At 62.3% G+C, this 13,269-nt stretch carries 13 protein-coding genes; 6 read left to right on the top strand and 7 right to left on the bottom strand.

Going from position 1 to position 13,269, the window contains the following annotated elements; translation table 11 throughout:
- The 7 genes from ACRESD_RS21765 to ACRESD_RS21735 all read right to left on the bottom strand — a co-directional run.
- The coding region (locus ACRESD_RS21765) for a hypothetical protein (protein WP_431752792.1) at positions 1 to 390 on the bottom strand (390 nt) is incomplete at its 3' end.
- A 135-nt stretch (positions 391 to 525) separates the two neighbouring features.
- The gene (locus ACRESD_RS21760; RefSeq protein ID WP_431752791.1) at positions 526 to 1,458 is read right to left on the bottom strand and encodes a phosphatidate cytidylyltransferase; all 933 of its coding nucleotides are present in this window, start codon (positions 1,456 to 1,458) and stop codon (positions 526 to 528) included.
- A gap of 1 nt (position 1,459) precedes the next feature.
- Positions 1,460 to 2,080 (bottom strand): lysophospholipid acyltransferase family protein, encoded by a 621-nt coding sequence (locus ACRESD_RS21755; protein WP_431752790.1) that lies wholly within the window; start codon positions 2,078 to 2,080, stop codon positions 1,460 to 1,462.
- A 9-nt stretch (positions 2,081 to 2,089) separates the two neighbouring features.
- Positions 2,090 to 2,533, bottom strand: a complete 444-nt coding sequence (locus ACRESD_RS21750) for a hypothetical protein (protein ID WP_431752789.1) — start codon at positions 2,531 to 2,533, stop codon at positions 2,090 to 2,092.
- Positions 2,523 to 3,821, bottom strand: coding sequence for a phosphatase PAP2/dual specificity phosphatase family protein (locus ACRESD_RS21745; protein WP_431752788.1), 1,299 nt, complete (start codon positions 3,819 to 3,821; stop codon positions 2,523 to 2,525). Before ACRESD_RS21745 ends, ACRESD_RS21750 begins: the two co-directional genes overlap by 11 nt.
- A gap of 2 nt (positions 3,822 to 3,823) precedes the next feature.
- Entirely contained in the window at positions 3,824 to 5,578 is a 1,755-nt protein-coding gene (locus ACRESD_RS21740; RefSeq protein WP_431752787.1) for a bifunctional alpha/beta hydrolase/class I SAM-dependent methyltransferase, read from the bottom strand.
- A gap of 11 nt (positions 5,579 to 5,589) precedes the next feature.
- Positions 5,590 to 6,210 carry a CDP-alcohol phosphatidyltransferase family protein gene (locus ACRESD_RS21735; RefSeq protein WP_431752786.1) on the bottom strand — a complete coding sequence of 207 codons (621 nt, stop codon included), beginning with the start codon at positions 6,208 to 6,210 and terminating at the stop codon, positions 5,590 to 5,592.
- 320 nt (positions 6,211 to 6,530) lie between these two features.
- Here ACRESD_RS21735 and hflK (ACRESD_RS21730) point away from each other — a divergent pair, with 320 nt between their 5' ends.
- The 6 genes from hflK (ACRESD_RS21730) to ACRESD_RS21705 form a co-directional block, all read left to right on the top strand.
- Positions 6,531 to 8,450: a protease modulator HflK gene (gene hflK / locus ACRESD_RS21730; RefSeq protein WP_431752785.1), complete on the top strand. Its 1,920-nt coding sequence runs from the start codon at positions 6,531 to 6,533 to the stop codon at positions 8,448 to 8,450.
- 12 nt (positions 8,451 to 8,462) lie between these two features.
- The gene (gene hflC, locus ACRESD_RS21725) at positions 8,463 to 9,452 is read left to right on the top strand and encodes a protease modulator HflC (RefSeq protein WP_431752784.1); all 990 of its coding nucleotides are present in this window, start codon (positions 8,463 to 8,465) and stop codon (positions 9,450 to 9,452) included.
- On the top strand, positions 9,449 to 10,483 hold the full coding sequence (gene hflK / locus ACRESD_RS21720; RefSeq protein ID WP_431752783.1) for a protease modulator HflK: 1,035 nt from the start codon (positions 9,449 to 9,451) through the stop codon (positions 10,481 to 10,483). Before hflC ends, hflK (ACRESD_RS21720) begins: the two co-directional genes overlap by 4 nt.
- Positions 10,480 to 12,366: a cation-translocating P-type ATPase gene (locus ACRESD_RS21715; RefSeq protein WP_431752782.1), complete on the top strand. Its 1,887-nt coding sequence runs from the start codon at positions 10,480 to 10,482 to the stop codon at positions 12,364 to 12,366. The genes hflK (ACRESD_RS21720) and ACRESD_RS21715 overlap by 4 nt, the downstream gene beginning before the upstream one ends.
- 116 nt (positions 12,367 to 12,482) lie before the next feature.
- Positions 12,483 to 12,737 (top strand): BufA2 family periplasmic bufferin-type metallophore, encoded by a 255-nt coding sequence (bufA2, locus tag ACRESD_RS21710; protein WP_016978693.1) that lies wholly within the window; start codon positions 12,483 to 12,485, stop codon positions 12,735 to 12,737.
- A gap of 65 nt (positions 12,738 to 12,802) precedes the next feature.
- On the top strand, positions 12,803 to 13,269 hold a 467-nt coding region (locus tag ACRESD_RS21705; protein WP_431752781.1), incomplete at its 3' end, for a DUF692 domain-containing protein.

The raw sequence follows: 13,269 nt of genomic DNA, 5'->3' as shown, positions 1-13,269 counted from the left end.
GAGGGTAATGCCCTCAGTGACCGGCTTGCCAATCGCTGCCAGCGGGGCCACGGATTCGGCGAAGCGCACCTGCAAGTTATCCACAACCGGTTGCGGCTGGGTGTAGTCGGTCAGGTTCGGTTTGTGCAGCGAATAACCCACGGTATGGGGTTTCGGCAGGTGGGAATACCACTGCCAGCCATAGAAACCGGCGCCGGCCAACAACGCCAGGCCCAGCACTCCGGCGCCGGCTTGGCGCGGATAAGCATGAGCCTTACGGCCCAGGTTGGCCAGGCCATGGCCGATGGTGCGCAGCCAGAGCGGCGGATGCCATTGACCGAAAACGGCCCCCACCACAGTCAATAACGCACCGACAATACGGCGGCTGATCGCTTTCAACGAATCGAACATGGTGAGCATCCCTGGCAAAGTGCGGCCTATCTTACACGCGTCCTTGATACAAAAGATGACGTGAATACACCGCAAAACAAGTGTGGGAGCAGGCTCCCGCATTTTTGATCTTCATTGAGCGTTAGAGCGGTGGCATCAGGTCCACCAGAACCGCACCAGATGAAAGAAAATCGGCGCCGCAAAACACACTGAATCCAGCCGATCCAGCATCCCGCCATGCCCCTCGATCATATGTCCCCAGTCCTTGACGCCCCGGTCGCGCTTGATCGCCGACATCACGATGCCGCCAGCAAAGCCGAGCAGGTTGATCAATAGCGCGATCAAGAACGACTGCCACGGGTTGAATGGCGTGGTCCACCACAGCGCTGCGCCAATCAGGGATGACAGCAGAATCCCACCCACAAACCCCTCCACGGTTTTGGACGGCGACAAATTGGGCGCGATCTTATGTTTGCCGAACAGCTTGCCGCACACGTACTGCAGCACATCCGACAGTTGCACCACGATCACCAGATAGGCGATCAGCAACAGGTTGCGGCCCTCGTAGCCAGGGATGTCGAGGGTCAGCAACGCCGGCACGAACGACACGCAGAATACCGCGATCATCAGGCCCCATTGCACCTTGGAGGCACGTTCCAGGAAGTGCGTGCTGTCGCCCCCCAGCGAAGCGAGGATCGGCAGCAGCAGGAACACATATACCGGGATGAAGATCGAGAACAGCCCGTACCAATCCGAGTAAATCAGCAGGTATTGCAGCGGCAACGCCAGGTAGAACGCCGCCACCAAGGCGGGGTAATCGCTGCGACGGGTAGGGGTGAGGGTGAGGAATTCGCGCAGGGCGTAGAACGACACCGCGTAGAACAGCAGGATCACCGCGCCGGTGCCGAGCCAGAAGGCAATGCCGATGACCACCACCATCACCCACCAGGCGTTGATGCGCGCGTTGAGGTTGTCGATCACCGCGTTGGGTGTGCCACGGGTGCGCAGCTTGAGGATCAGGCCGATCAACGAGGCGAGCACCAGGATCGCGCCGATGCCGCCGAACAACATCAGGGTTTGGCTATCCATGTCAGACGTGCTCCGGGGCAAGGGCGAGCAAAGCGTCGCGGCTGCGGGCGAGGAAGGCGGCTTTGTCTTCGTCTTGCGCCAATTGCAGCGGCGCGCCGAAGCTGGTGGTGCACAGCAGGGGCAGCGGCAATACGCGGCCTTTGGGCATGACCCGGTTCAGGTTGGCGATCCACACCGGGATCAGCTCGGCCTGTGGGTAACTTTTTGCCAAGTGGTACAGGCCGCTTTTGAACGGCAGCAGGCCGTCCTCCAGATTACGTGTACCTTCGGGGAAGATGATCAGGGAGTCACCCCGTTCCAGGGCCGTGAGCATGGGCTGCAGAGGGTTATCCACAGGGTCTTTGCGTTCGCGATCGATCAATACACCGTTGAACACCCGGTTGATGATGTAGCGGCGCAAGGCACTGGCGTTCCAGTAATCGCTGCCGGCCACCGGGCGTGTGAATTTGCGCAGGTTTTGCGGTAGCGAAGCCCACAGCAGCACGAAATCGCCGTGGCTGCTGTGATTGGCGAAATAGATGCGCTGCACCGGCACTGGCGCACAACCGAGCCACAGGCTACGGGCGCCGGTGACGGTGCGGGCCATCGAGGTAATCAGCGTGGCGACCACGGGTTCGAACATGGGAATTCCTTATCCGGCGAAAGGTAGCCAAGGGCTGGCGAGGATCATGGCCAGGGTCAGCAAGGCTTGCGCACCGAGCAGCCAGGCTTGTTTACGCAGCAATTTAAGGGCGCCGCGACGGCGTTCGGTCCAGGGCCGGCCTACGCGCTTGGCCGATTGCAGGCCGAGGCTCAGCAGGGCCTGATCGAGGTCCGGAGTGCGGGCGGTGTCGCGGGCCAGCAAGGCGAACAGGTCGGCGTCAAAGGCCACCCGCAGTGCCCAGTACTTTTGCAACAGGCCGAGGATAATCATCCACAGGGCGAGCAACAGGCAGATGGTCGAAATACTGGCCATCAGCAGTTGCGCCAGGCCGAACAAAAAGCCGAGCACAGTCAGGCCTGTGGATAACTGATCCAGCGAGCGGCCACGGCGTAGCAGGCTGGCGGTCACTTGGAGTTCCATATCAGCGGGCATGGGGTAAACCCTCCAACGCTTCTCGGTGAGCGGGGTGCAGGACCACGGCGGCCCGTGCTGTACGAATAATAGCCAGTGCCTCATCCACCGTAGCGGCGCGCCTGCTGTACAGCAGCCAGGCGGCAACGGCGGTGGCGCTGCGCGAATAACCGAGGGCGCAGCACACCAGCAACGGGCCGTTTAAGCGCAATTGTTCGATGGCTTGGGCCGCTTGCAGGCATTCAGTGGGTGTAGGGGAGATCAGGTCCAGCACAGGGATGGATTGATAGGCGCGGCCCTGTGGATTAATCGGCAGTTCGGCGCAGAGGTCGACGATGGCGTTGAAGGAACTCTGTTCGCTGATTGCAGGAATTCGCCCAAGCCAAACGTTATCCACAATCAGGTCGGGTTGTGGGTGCTTGCGTGTCCACAGGCGCGAATTGATCCATGCACCCATCAGGTAGGGCGCATACAGCCAGCGCGCCGCTGGGGTCAACCGACCATCGGCGCGTTTCTGAAAGCCCGATGCGCCGAGTACGAAGTAATTCGCCTTGATCAAACCCAGGGACACCGCCGGCCAAAGCAGCCACAGCCACCAGCCGCCCAGCAAAAACGCCAGGATCACCAGCCCCACTGCGCCCAGGCCATATCGCACGCCCAGGCGCCAGCGCTGGGTGTCGCGGGTCAGTCGTGCATTCAGCAGCGGGCTGGGATGCTCCACCGGCCACAACCACACGCACAGCCAACCGGCGAGGGCGCCTGTGGGTAAGTCGATAAAGTGATGTTGATAAGTGGTCAGCACCGAAAGGCCGATCAAGGCGAACCAGCCATGCACCACCCAACGCCAGAAACCTTGGGTGTGGCGTTGGTACATGACCCACAGGATCACCAACAGCGCGATATGCAGCGACGGCGCCTGGTTGAACGGCTTGTCGAAGCCGGCGAGCACGGCGAACAGCCAGCCGAACACGCCGTCCAGCTCCGGACGCTCGAAGGTGAAGCGCAGCGGCCAGATCAGGAAGCAGCTCACCGCGATCACCTGCGCGCTGAGCAGGCGCAGGGCGTGTTGCTTCAGTTCGTGACGACTACTGGGCAACAGCAGCGAGAAGCCGTAGAGCAGGTCGATGGACCAGTAGGGCACGATGGTCCATGCCCAGAACGGTATATGGGTTTCCCAGCCGAATACCAGGGTGCCGACGTCGCTGCGCTGGCTGGTGACCCAGGTGGCGAAGCCATAGGTGCTGAAAAAAAGCGGTGCCAACAGCAGCAGCCATAGGACCGCTGGTTTTAATAGGCCGGGTTCGCGCATGTTCAGATCTTCTGTGCCAGGGACACGCTGAAAATGCCCCACTCATCCACGCGCTGGGTGATCTTGCGAAAGCCCGCCGCCTCGGCCAGTTGATCCATTTCTGCCTGGCTGCGACGGCGCATCACCCAGGCCTGGCCCTGACGATGGCTGGTCAGCGCACGGGCGATCAGTTCCAGTTGCGGGTGCCATGGTTGCCCGGTGTAAACCAAGTAACCACCGGGCTCCACTGCTTCGGCCAAGCCCGCCAATGAGCCGCCGACCATGGCGTTATCGGCGAACAACTCATACAACCCGGACACCACCGCCAGGGTCGGCTTGGGTTCCAGGGCAGCCAGATCCGCCCGGTCGAACGCGTCGCCTTTGACGAACTGCGCGATATCCCCCAGGCCTTTTTCGCGAATCAGTGCGCCACCGTCGCGCACGTTGATATCGCTGTAGTCGCGCAGCAGGATCGATTCCGGCAGCGGCGACACACCCTGCAAGGCTTCGAGAATGTAGCGACCGTGACCGGCGGCGATATCCACAATACGCACTTGGCGATCATCCGCACGCAACTTGGCCATGGCCAAACGCAGCAACTCCTCGACGTTGAGCTTGCGCTGGCGGATGCCGCGCCAGCCGATGGAGTTGAGGTAGTTGGTGTCGATCATCCGCCCCAGCCCGCCCTTGCCGGTGGGTTTATTGCGGTACACGTAGTCCAGGGTGCTGCCGGAGTCGAAGCCGGTGTCGAAACCCAGTTTCACCCCGTCCGACAGGTTCTTGCCCAGGCCCATGCTGGCACGGGTCATGCGCCAGTAGAGGTCGCGCAGAGAGTTGTGCGGCAGCGGCGCGGCGAGGGCTTCGGACTCGGCGCAAGTGGCGCCCAGTTTGTCGGCGTCCAGCAATGAGGCGCGGTCCAGCGGGTGCGCAAAGTTCTGCAGGATAAAGCGCTTGGCGCTGTTAACGGCCGTGGCACGGTCGCGTTCGCCGAGGGTGTCGTGGAAGAAACCGGGCAGGATATGCAGCTCTTTCTTCAAGCTGCCAAGGCGGTCGAAGAATTGCTGCTGGGGTTTGCGGTGTACCACAAAGTCGGAACCGGAGATCAGCAGTTGTGTCGGCACCTGGATCGCCTGGGCATCGGCGACAACCCGATCGGCGGCTTCGTACAGGCCCAGCAGCACATTAACCGAAATCGCCTTGGTGATCAGTGGATCGCTGTCGTAGGACGCCACGCGCTCCGGGTCATGGCTGAGGAACTTGGCCTTGACGTAACTGTTGACGAAAAAATTGCCACGAAATCGGCGCATCAACGCCAGGCCCGGCCGTGCGAAGGGTACGTAGAGCTTGACCTTGAACGCCGGGGAGGCGAGCACCAGGGCGCGGATTTTGGGTGCGTAATCGTGTACCCAGGTGGCGGCGATCACCGCGCCGACGCTTTGGGCGATGACGGCGAAGTTTTCTTCTTGAATGGCGTAAGTGGCGCCGATGTGATCGCAAAAGGTTTGCACGTCGCGAGCGCTGGTGGCGAAGCTGGGGCTGTCACCGCGCTCGCCAGGGGATTGGCCGTGGCCCCGGGCGTCCCAGGCGAAGAAATCGAACTGTGGCAGGTCGAGTTCGTCGACCAGATGGGCAATACGCCCTGAATGCTCGTGGCCGCGATGGAACAACAGGATCGCTTTGCGCGGCTCCCCGTTCGACGGCGTGGTGGCCGGCCAGTGCCGGTAGAAAAGCTCGACGCCATCATGGGTACTGAAGGTGTGCTCTTGTTGTTCACGCATCGCAAAAGTCCTTATGCAATCGGAGAGGTTTGTTCTTCTTTGAGGCCTTGGCGCACACGGTTGACCAAGGTGTAGGCGAGCAGGACTGCGACCAGCCACATCACGGTGTCGACCCAAACAGCACCGAGCCAGCCCAGTGCCACGCCGGTGGCCAGCACACCCAATACAAATGCCCGGTCGCTCTTGCCCATCGGCCCGTCATAACGCCGTGATGCCCCCACCATTGGCCCGAGTACGCCCGCGTATTCACTGAAGACTGCCAGCAGCGCCACCAGCAATACCGGCGCCAGGCCCACGTCCGGTATCAGCGCAAACGGCAGGATCAGCGCGCTGTCGGCAATCACATCGCACAGTTCGTTGAGGTAGGCGCCCAGGCGCGATTGCTGGCCGAACTCGCGGGCGAGCATGCCGTCGATGGCATTGAGGGCCATGCGCAGGATCATCCACAGTGGGATCAGCGCAAACAACCACAGGTGTTGGGCAAAGCTGGCGATCAGCAGGCCGACGAGCAAGGAGACGACCCCGGCCAGCACGGTGATCTGGTTGGCGGTGGTGCCGTTGTCGTAGAGGCGCTGCACGAGGGGGCGCAGCAGGTTTTGAAACTGCGGTTTGAGTTGGTAGATGGAAATCATGGGGAGTGGCGCTTCCTTGTCCGTGAACCCGCGAAAAACTGTTTCCGAGTGTGCCGATTAATCCTGGCCTGCACCAGTGATGGCGCGTGTTTATGGGGGTTTAGTCACGCTCTCGAGTGTAACGCCGTGCACCTGTGGGAGCTGGCTTGCCTGCGATGAGGGCTTGTAAGTCGACTTATCAGCGGTTGAGCTACCGCTATTGCGGGCAAGCCCACTCCCACAAGAGGTTTGCGGTGTGTTCAAAAGCTGCGTTTATCGGACAAAAATTTCACGCCCTGTGTTATATCGTAACTAATTGTATGTAAGCGGGCGTTAAGTGGATGCAAGTGGATCTAGAAGCTGACGGCGCTTCGGTTGAGGGCCTGCCGCGTTTTCAGCAGGGGCTGTTCCATGCCCGTCGATTGAGACAAGCGGGTATCAGCCTGACGGCCCTGGCCGTTGCCGGATGGGTGCTGGCGCTGTTTGTCGCCTTGTTTGCACCGCTGTCGATCTGGCCGGTGGTGCTGATCAATTGTTCCTCGGCGTTGTTGGTGCTGGTGGCCGGCTTGCAATCGGCGTGGTGGGTAGCCGATTGGCGGGCCCAGGCGCTGGAAGAACCCGCTGTTGATGTGGAGCCTTTGGCGGACACAGACGGCTACGCACGGCTGATTGGGCGTTTTGGCAGCGGCCTGTTGGCGCAGATCGGCGCCCCGGTATTGTGGTTGTGCGGCTGGTCCCTGCTGGCGCTGGTCAGCATTATCGAGTTCTGGAACCTGGCGTTGCCCGCCGCCGCTGTAGGCCAATCCGCCAGCATCGGCGCTGCTCTGGCCTTGGCGCTGGCCTTCGGCTTGCTGGTGTTCGAGCGCCGCCTGGCCCAGGAAACGCCTGCGCAATGGCCGGAAGCCTCGCAATTGGCGCAGTTGAGCCGGGTGGCGATCATCTGCCTGGTGATCAGTGCGATTTGCCTGCTGTTTGCCAGTGCTGAATCGGTCTGGCCACTGCGCCTGGCAACGCTGATCGGACTGCTGCCGGCGCTGGTGGCCTTGGAGTTTCTGCTCCGGGGCGTGTTGTCGTTGTTCAGTCCGCGCCAACCACGCCTCGAACCACGCTTGATGGCCCAGAGCTTTATCGCCGGGTTGCTGCGCTGGCCGCCGCAACCCTTGCTTGCCTTGCAGCACGAACTGCACAACCGCTTCGGCATTGACCTGCGCCAGATCTGGGCGTTTACCTACATGCGCCGGGCATTCCTGCCGGTGTTGTTGGTGGTTCTGGCGGTGGGCTGGTCGCTGACCGGCGTGCATGAAGTGCCCCTGCAAGGTCGTGGGATTTATGAGCGCTTCGGCAAACCGGTAGAGGTCTTCGGCCCTGGCCTGCATGTGGGATTACCGTGGCCGTTGGGCCGCGTATTGACTGTGGAAAACGGCGTGGTGCACGAACTGGCGACCAGCGTCAGCGAAGCCGCCATCCCTGAATTGGCCTCCGCCGAAGGCCCGGCGCCGACGATCGCCAACCGGTTGTGGGACGCCAGCCATGTGAACGACAAGTCCCAGGTGATCGCCAGCAGCAGCGGCGACAAGCAGAGCTTCCAGATCGTCAATATGGACGTGCGTTTCGTCTACCGCATCGGCCTGACCGACCGGGCCGCGCTCGCTGCCACCTATAACAGCGCGGATGTGCCGACGCTGATCCGCAGCACCGCCAGCCGCATCCTTGTGCATGATTTTGCCTCGCGTACCCTCGACGAATTGCTCGGTGAGCAACGCACTAGCCTCGCCGATGAAGTGGGCCGTGCGGTGCAAGCGGACCTGAACAGGCTCGACAGCGGCGTGGAAATTCTCGCCACGGTGGTGGAAGCCATTCACCCACCGGCCGGTGCTGCCAATGCCTACCACGGCGTGCAAGCGGCACAAATTGGCGCGCAGGCGCTGATCTCCCGTGAGCGCGGTGCCGCCAGCGAACAAACCAACCAAGCGTTGCTGCAAGCCAGTACCGCCCGCGACCAGGCACTGGCTACCGCCCGCGAAGTGAACGCCGGGGCCCACGCTGCCGACCTGCGTTTTGCCGCAGAACAAAAGGCTTATGCCACCGCCGGCAAGGCATTCGTGCTCGAACAGTACCTCGGCCAACTCAGCCAGGGCCTGGCCAACGCCAAACTGCTTATTCTGGATCACCGCCTGGGCGCCGAAGGCGCGCCGACGATCGATCTGCGTTCTTTTACGTTGCCGGCCGACCCAGTGGCGCCGCGCAAAGCCGTTCAATAAGGAGTCTGTCTGTTGAGCGCTCATTCTCACGATCACGGTCATCATCATGGCCATCACCACCACCATCACCACGGTGATGAACAGGCTGCCGGCCCCTTCCCATGGCGCCGCATGGCCTGGGCTGTTCTGCTCGTGCTGTTTGCGGTGGCAGCGGCCAGCCTGGTGCAGGTACGTTCCGGCGAAGCCACGGTGATTACCCGCTTCGGCAACCCATCGCGGGTGCTGCTGGAGCCGGGCCTCGGCTGGCGTTGGCCGGCACCGTTCGAAGCGGCGATCCCCGTGGACCTGCGCTTGCGCACCACCTCCAGTGGCTTGCAGGACGTGGGCACCCGTGATGGCCTGCGTATCATCGTGCAAGCCTACGTGGCGTGGCAGGTGCAGGGCGATGCCGACAATGTGCAGCGCTTTATGCGTGCGGTGCAGAACCAGCCTGATGAAGCGGCGCGACAGATTCGCACCTTCGTTGGCTCGGCATTGGAAACCACGGCGGCGAGTTTCGACCTGTCGAGCCTGATCAACACCGACGCCAGCCAGGTGCGCATCGCCGATTTCGAGGCGCAGTTGCGCCAGCAGATTGATCAACAATTGCTCACCACCTATGGCGTGCGCGTGGCGCAAGTGGGTGTCGAACGCCTGACCTTGCCGTCGGTGACCCTCACCGCCACTGTCGACCGCATGCGCGCAGAACGTGAAACCATCGCCACCGAGCGCACGGCTGTAGGCAAGCGTGAAGCCGCGCAGATTCGCTCCGCCGCCGAGCGCGATGCACGGATCGTGCAGGCCGATGCCACGGTGAAAGCCGCCGATATCGAAGCGCAATCGCGGGTCGAAGCCGCACAGATTTATGGTCGCGCTTATGCGGGCAATCCGCAGTTGTACAACCTGCTGCGCTCGCTGGACACCTTGGGTACCGTGGTCACGCCAGGCACCAAGATTATCCTGCGCACCGACGCCGCACCGTTCCGCGCGCTGGTGGATGGGCCGAAGGACATTCAGCCATGATCGAGCGTGACAGCCCGGACAGCCCGTGGATTCAGGCCGGGCGCCTGACTTTCCTGGCGCTGTACGCGGTGACCGTGTTGGCGGCGCTGGCCTGGGCATTTTCCAATGTGCGCCAGATCGACCCGCAGAACCGTGCCGTGGTGCTGCATTTCGGCGCACTGGACCGCATTCAGAATTCCGGGTTGTTGCTGGCGTGGCCGCAGCCGTTCGAACAGGTGGTGCTGCTGCCGGCGGCGGATCGTGTGATCGAGCGACGGGTCGAAAACTTGTTGCGTTCGGACGCGGCGATCCAGGCTGATCGCGTGGCCAGTTTCGCCACGCCTCTAAGTGATGCACTGGCCGGCTCCGGTTACTTGCTGACCGGCGATGCCGGGGTGGTGCAGCTGGATGTGCGGGTGTTCTACAAGGTCACCGAGCCTTACGCGTTTGTGCTGCAGGGCGAGCATGTGCTGCCGGCGTTGGATCGGCTGGTCACTCGCAGCGCCGTGGCCCTGACGGCCGCCCGGGATTTGGACACCATTCTTGTGGCACGCCCGGAGCTGATCGGCACCGACAACGGCGCAGCCGAGCGCCGCGAGCGGCTGCGCGGTGATTTGGTGCAAGGCATCAACAAGCGTTTGGCCGAGTTGGCGTCCACCGGTTTGGGCTTGGGTATCGAAGTCACCCGTGTCGACGTGCAATCGAGCCTGCCGGGCCCAGCGGTGAATGCGTTCAACGCGGTGCTGACGGCCAGCCAGCAAGCGGACAAAGCCGTGGCCAATGCGCGTACCGAGGCGGAAAAACTCACCCAGACCGCCAATCAGGCCGCTGATCGTCTGGTGCAGGTCGCCCACGCCCAGGCCAGTGAGCGCCTGGCCAATGCCCAGGCGCAAACCGCCACCGTCGCGAGCCTGGCCCAGGTGAAAGACCCAGGGTTGTTGCTGAGGCTGTATCGCGAGCGCCTGCCGAAAATTCTCGGCCAGGCCGGTTCCGTGACCACGGTCGATCCTAAAGACGACTCCCGCTTGATCATTCAGGGAGCCGAACAATGAGCGCACCCATGCTGACCTCCGCCGAGCAGCGCAGCGCTGCCCGGCAATTGACCCTGGCCATGCTGGCCTTGGGGTTGTTGATATTGGGCCTGGTGTGGCGCTGGCTGGCGCCGGACCAGACGGGCGTGAGCCAGTTGCTGCTGGGCGTGGCGTCCTTGCTGGTGGCCGTACCGGTGATGCGTTCGGCCTGGTACAGCCTGCGTTTTCCAAGCCTGCATGGCATCACTGACCAACTGATCGCCCTGGCCATGCTCGGTGCCTGGGCCACGGGTGATTTGCTGACCGCCGCGTTGCTGCCGATCATCATGATCTTCGGTCACGTACTGGAAGAACGCAGTGTGATTGGCTCCCAGGAGGCGATTCATGCCCTGGGCAAACTGACCCGCAGCCATGCGCGGTTGGTGCAGGCCGACGGCAACATCGTGGAAGTGGATAACGGCACGCTGAACACCGGCGATATCGTCGAGGTACGCGCGGGTGATCGGGTACCGGCCGATGGCGTGGTGCTGTCGGGCCAGGCGAGCCTGGACACGGCGCCGATCACCGGTGAGTCGGTGCCGCTGGAAGCCAGCGTGGGCGTGCAGGTGTTTGGTGGGGCGATCAACCTCGACGGCTTGTTGCGCCTTGAAGTGACCCGTACCGGCAACGAGTCGACCTTGGGCAAGGTCATCGCGCTGATGCAGAACGCCGAGCGCTCCAAGCCGCCGATCACACGGCTGCTGGAACGCTATGCCGGCAGTTATATGGTGCTGGTGCTGTTGCTGGCGGCGGTGACCTGGTTTGTGACCAACGACGCCCAGGCGATGCTGGCGGTGCTGGTGGCGGCGTGTCCGTGTGCCTTGGTGCTCTCGGCGCCGGCCACGGCGATTGCCGGGATCGCCGTGGCGGCGCGGCATGGGATTCTGATTCGCAGCTCGGCGTTCCTGGAGGAGTTGGCGGACCTGACCTCGTTGGTGGTCGACAAGACTGGCACGCTGACCTTTGGCACGTTGCGCCTGCAATCCATTGAAACTTCGGCACCGGATCGGCAGGTGTTGCTCAACCTGGCGGCCAGCCTTGGGTCGGCCAGCAGCCATCCGGTGAGCCGCGCGTTGGCGGGCCTGGCGACTCAGGAGCAGATGTTGGTATTGACCGACATCCGCGAACGTCAGGGCCTGGGTGTGGTGGCGCAGACCGAGCGGGGCGAAGCCGCGCTGGGGCGACCGGAGTTGTTCGAGCAGTTGGGTATTGCGACCACAGCGGTCCCGAACCACGATGGCCCGATTGCCGGCTTAGCGCTGAACGGACAGTTCCTCGCCTGGCTGTTGCTGGCCGACAGCGTCAAGCCGGAAGCACGCCAAGCGCTGCAGGAACTGCGCGACCTGGGCCTGGGCCGCCAACTGCTGCTGACCGGTGACCGTCAAAGTGTCGCCGACAGCCTGGCGCTGGACGTGGGCATCAGTGATGTCGAAGCCCAAGCCTTGCCGGAGGACAAGCTCAACCGTGTACTCGGGGAAATCGGCAGCGGCTTTCGCCCGATGGTGGTGGGCGACGGCATCAATGATTCCCTGGCACTCAAGGCCGGAGTGGTCGGCGTGGCGATGGGGGCGGGCGGGGCGGATATCGCCCTGGCGTCGGCGGATGTGGTGTTGATCGGCAGTGATCTGCGTCGTCTGGGCACCTGCGTACGTTTGAGCCGTCAGTGCCGCCAAACCTTGCAGGTCAACGTGGTGATTGGCCTGGGCTGGACCTTGGCCATCGTCGTGTTCGCTGCGTTTGGTTGGTTGGGCGCAGCGGGGGCAATGATTGCGGCGGTGCTGCATAACCTCAGCACCTTGCTGGTACTGGGGAATGCCGGGCGATTACTGCGCTTTCAGGAACCCCTTTTGAAGCTTGAAGAATAATTTTCAGAAATATTTGCACACGACTGTAACGCGGCTGGGGGGCCTCACTCTAGTGGTGTGTCGAGACTGAACAATCCGTTTAGACCGACACCCCTACGATCATGAGGAATACAAGAATGAACATTAAATCCGCTGCTGCTGGTGCCGCTCTCGCAATGGCTGCTGCCACTATGTTTGCCGGTGTGGTCACTCAGGCTCAAGCTGCTGACACCGCTGTTCACTGCTACGGCATCAACGCGTGCAAAGGCCAAAACGACTGCAAAACCAAGGACCACGCTTGCAAAGGCCAAGGTTCTTGCAAAGGCCAGGGCTTCAAGGCGATGGCCAGTGCCGATGCCTGCACCAAGGCTGGCGGCAAAGTCGGCGAATAACCGACAGATAAGTGCATCCGCAGCGGTCGCCACCACCGCTGCGGACACTTTCCCAGGAGTGAATCATGTCCGCTTCCCTTCCGAGTCTGGGTTACGGCCTGGGCTTACGCAGTGAGTACTACCAGCAGATTCTCGAACAATCGCCACCCGTGGATTGGTTCGAAGTGATCTCCGAAAATTACCTGGTCCAGGGCGGTAAAGCCCTGTATTACCTGGACGCGATAGCCGAGCGCTATCCCCTGGTGATGCACGGTGTGTCCTTGTCCATCGGCGGGCCACATTCCCTCGATATCGATTACCTGAAGCAAATCAAACAGCTCGCCGAGCGCATCCAGCCGGCATGGATTTCCGATCACCTGTGCTGGAGCCGCGGCAGCGCGCATCAGTTGCACGACTTGCTGCCTTTGCCTTACACCGAGGAAAGCCTCTACCACGTGGCCGCTCGCGTTCGCCAAGTACAGGACGTACTGCAGCGCCCGCTGGTGTTGGAAAATGTCTCGAGTTATGTGCGCTCCAAGGCGGACGAATTCAC

This window comes from Pseudomonas sp. (genome assembly GCF_050739995.1).
Taxonomy (GTDB): Bacteria; Pseudomonadota; Gammaproteobacteria; order Pseudomonadales; family Pseudomonadaceae; genus Aquipseudomonas.
The sequence above is the reverse complement of the archived record's forward strand: the minus strand, read 5'-3'. Positions and strand labels throughout refer to the sequence as shown.

Excerpts from the sequence above, each read along its gene's own strand:
- ACRESD_RS21760 (WP_431752791.1), bottom strand. The coding sequence starts at position 1,458 with ATGGATAGCCAAACCCTGATGTTGTTCGGCGGCATCGGCGCGATCCTG.
- ACRESD_RS21755 (WP_431752790.1), bottom strand. The coding sequence starts at position 2,080 with ATGTTCGAACCCGTGGTCGCCACGCTGATTACCTCGATGGCCCGCACC.
- ACRESD_RS21750 (WP_431752789.1), bottom strand. The coding sequence starts at position 2,533 with ATGCCCGCTGATATGGAACTCCAAGTGACCGCCAGCCTGCTACGCCGT.
- ACRESD_RS21745 (WP_431752788.1), bottom strand. The coding sequence starts at position 3,821 with ATGCGCGAACCCGGCCTATTAAAACCAGCGGTCCTATGGCTGCTGCTG.
- ACRESD_RS21740 (WP_431752787.1), bottom strand. The coding sequence starts at position 5,578 with ATGCGTGAACAACAAGAGCACACCTTCAGTACCCATGATGGCGTCGAG.
- ACRESD_RS21735 (WP_431752786.1), bottom strand. The coding sequence starts at position 6,210 with ATGATTTCCATCTACCAACTCAAACCGCAGTTTCAAAACCTGCTGCGC.
- hflK (WP_431752785.1), top strand. The coding sequence starts at position 6,531 with ATGCAAGTGGATCTAGAAGCTGACGGCGCTTCGGTTGAGGGCCTGCCG.
- hflK (WP_431752783.1), top strand. The coding sequence starts at position 9,449 with ATGATCGAGCGTGACAGCCCGGACAGCCCGTGGATTCAGGCCGGGCGC.
- ACRESD_RS21715 (WP_431752782.1), top strand. The coding sequence starts at position 10,480 with ATGAGCGCACCCATGCTGACCTCCGCCGAGCAGCGCAGCGCTGCCCGG.
- bufA2 (WP_016978693.1), top strand. The coding sequence starts at position 12,483 with ATGAACATTAAATCCGCTGCTGCTGGTGCCGCTCTCGCAATGGCTGCT.